The sequence below is a fragment of the Bacillus sp. JJ722 genome, from assembly GCF_036963345.1.
Classification (GTDB): Bacteria; Bacillota; Bacilli; order Bacillales; family DSM-1321; genus Bacillus_AD.
In genome coordinates this window covers 1-2,166 of record NZ_JBALMO010000149.1, presented here as the reverse complement: position 1 = coordinate 2,166, position 2,166 = coordinate 1, and the positions used below count along the sequence as shown (strand labels likewise).

The 2,166-nt window shown below is 30.9% G+C and carries 3 protein-coding genes; all 3 read left to right on the top strand.

The window, feature by feature from the left end; genetic code table 11:
- Positions 1–87 precede the first annotated feature (87 nt).
- The 3 genes from V7014_RS17645 (at position 88) to V7014_RS17635 (ending at position 2,035) form a co-directional block, all read left to right on the top strand.
- On the top strand, positions 88–651 hold the full coding sequence (locus V7014_RS17645) for a hypothetical protein (protein ID WP_335508791.1): 564 nt from the start codon (positions 88–90) through the stop codon (positions 649–651).
- A 42-nt stretch (positions 652–693) separates the two neighbouring features.
- A complete protein-coding gene (locus tag V7014_RS17640) occupies positions 694–1,149 on the top strand; it encodes an NUDIX hydrolase (RefSeq protein WP_335508790.1) in 456 nt (151 codons plus the stop codon).
- A 364-nt stretch (positions 1,150–1,513) separates the two neighbouring features.
- The gene (locus tag V7014_RS17635) at positions 1,514–2,035 is read left to right on the top strand and encodes a DinB family protein (protein WP_335508788.1); all 522 of its coding nucleotides are present in this window, start codon (positions 1,514–1,516) and stop codon (positions 2,033–2,035) included.
- The last annotated feature ends 131 nt before the right edge of the window (positions 2,036–2,166 follow it).

Sequence of the window (2,166 nt, the reverse complement as noted above, 5' to 3'; positions counted from 1 at the left end):
CTGTAAATGTTTATTAAAAATAAACGAATTCTAAAATTTCTCGCTGTGTCATTAATTCTCGGAAGCATTGTAGGTTGGCTATCTTACGTGTCGGATATAATCCCTACTTTTAAAAATGATATGAATTTATTTTCATTTCTCTTAGCTTATGCTGCTATAATGATTAACTCTTTACCAGTTTGGTTTATCATCGCTATGTTCATTGGATATATTTTTGGAAGTAATACGAGGGAATCTTCAATATTCGGTATGGTTTTTACAGTTGTGGCAATTACAATTTATCTTGTAATAAATGAAAGTTTAACTGAATTACCAGAAGGGGTACCAATTACTTTCAGTTCTCAAATAAAGTCATATATCTTCGGGTGGTATTTACCATCTACATGTGGAGGGCTTTTTGGGGGATTTGTAGGAGGACTGTTGAAAAAATCTAGTTTTATTTTATTAGTTCTGATTCCAGGTCTGATTTTACAGTTATTTGTGAATGGAAAGTCTAGTTGGAATGATATTATTGGTATCTCTCAGAATGTAACATTTTGTTTAATGATTATTGGGATCTTTATTTTTATCTTTATAAAAAACAAGAAAAATAGTCATTTGACGACCTATTATATTACTACAAACGAGACAGTTAAGCATAAGAAGAAGTGATAGAATAGATATAAGAGAAATAAATAACATAGGAGGATTATTGTGAATATTATTACATTCGGTAGACAAGAAGACGGTAAAGAATACATACGGAGACCTGCTGTTTATTGTTTAATATTCAATAGTCAAAAAGACAAAATAGCAATTATTCAAACAAGTGATAGTAAGTATTTCCTTCCTGGTGGAGGAATAGAAAATAATGAAACACATGAAGAGTGTTTAAAAAGAGAAGCCCTTGAAGAAATGGGAATGGATATTGAAATAGGTCTTTTTCTAGGCTGTGCTCGAAGATATTTCTATTCCACAAATGAACATAAATATTACCTAAGTGAAGGTTATTTTTATTTGTGCGATATTGGTAGGCAAATAAGCAAAACAACAGAAGAAGATCACTTCCTTAAATGGATTGAACCAATCAAAGCAATAGATAGCTTATTTCACGAACATCAAAGCTGGGCAGTAAATGAAGCTTTAAGACAATTAAGGTTGTTAAATTGAAGGAACGATATTTTGTCTTGCAGCCCAACATCGTAAAAACTACTAATGTTTTTATACATGGAACTGATATATCTTTTTAAGTATTTATTTCTTCTATCGTGGAAAGCAAATTTATAATAGAAATACAAAAAAGAAACAAATCCAGGTCTAATAATTTAGTGAGGCTGTCGCCAAAGTCCGTTTTTACAACCTTTTGGAGGCACCTTTTTTATTACAGAAAAGTTAAAAAGCAACACTGATAAAATCAGGTCGCCCTTTGATATATGTTCAATTAAACTATACTATTATTTTTTACAAATTATCAGTCTTTGCTTTTTTTATTTTATTGGTATCCTTGTACCTAGCATTGATTGGAGGTAGTTATATGATTGATTATAGAATAATTCCAAGAGAAAACTATTCAAATAAGATTGGGGAACTTGTAACGATGCTTGAACATACAAGGGATGTTACATTGCATGAAATCTCAAATTTAAGCCAAAGTGACTTAGATTACTTACCAAAAGGTAGTTCAAACACTATTGGCTCTCTATTATCACATATTGCAGCGATAGAGTTTGTTCATCAAATTATCTCATTTGAAAAAAGAGATTTAACTAAAAATGAGTATTTAAAGTGGAGAATTGCTTTAGAACTTGGAGAGAACGCAAGAGAAGTGATGAAAAAAAAGTCTTTGGATTATTATATAAATGAATTATCACAAGTTAGAGAGAAATCACTAACACATCTGAAGTCGAAACAAGATAGCTGGTTGTTTGAGGAAGACAAGTGGGGTAATGGTGTTCCATATAATAATTACTACTTGTGGTTTCACGTTATGGAAGATGAAATTAACCATCGTGGACAAATAAGAACAATTCAGAGATTGATGGGAAATAATAAATAAGTATTATTCAGCATAAACGAAATTGTCTTAGCTGTAAATAAGATGAATCTTCCTGCCCAAGCACTATATAAAAAAATGTGGGTATATAGATGAAGGCGTTCGTAAAATGGGCAAAAAGGGACAATTAATAT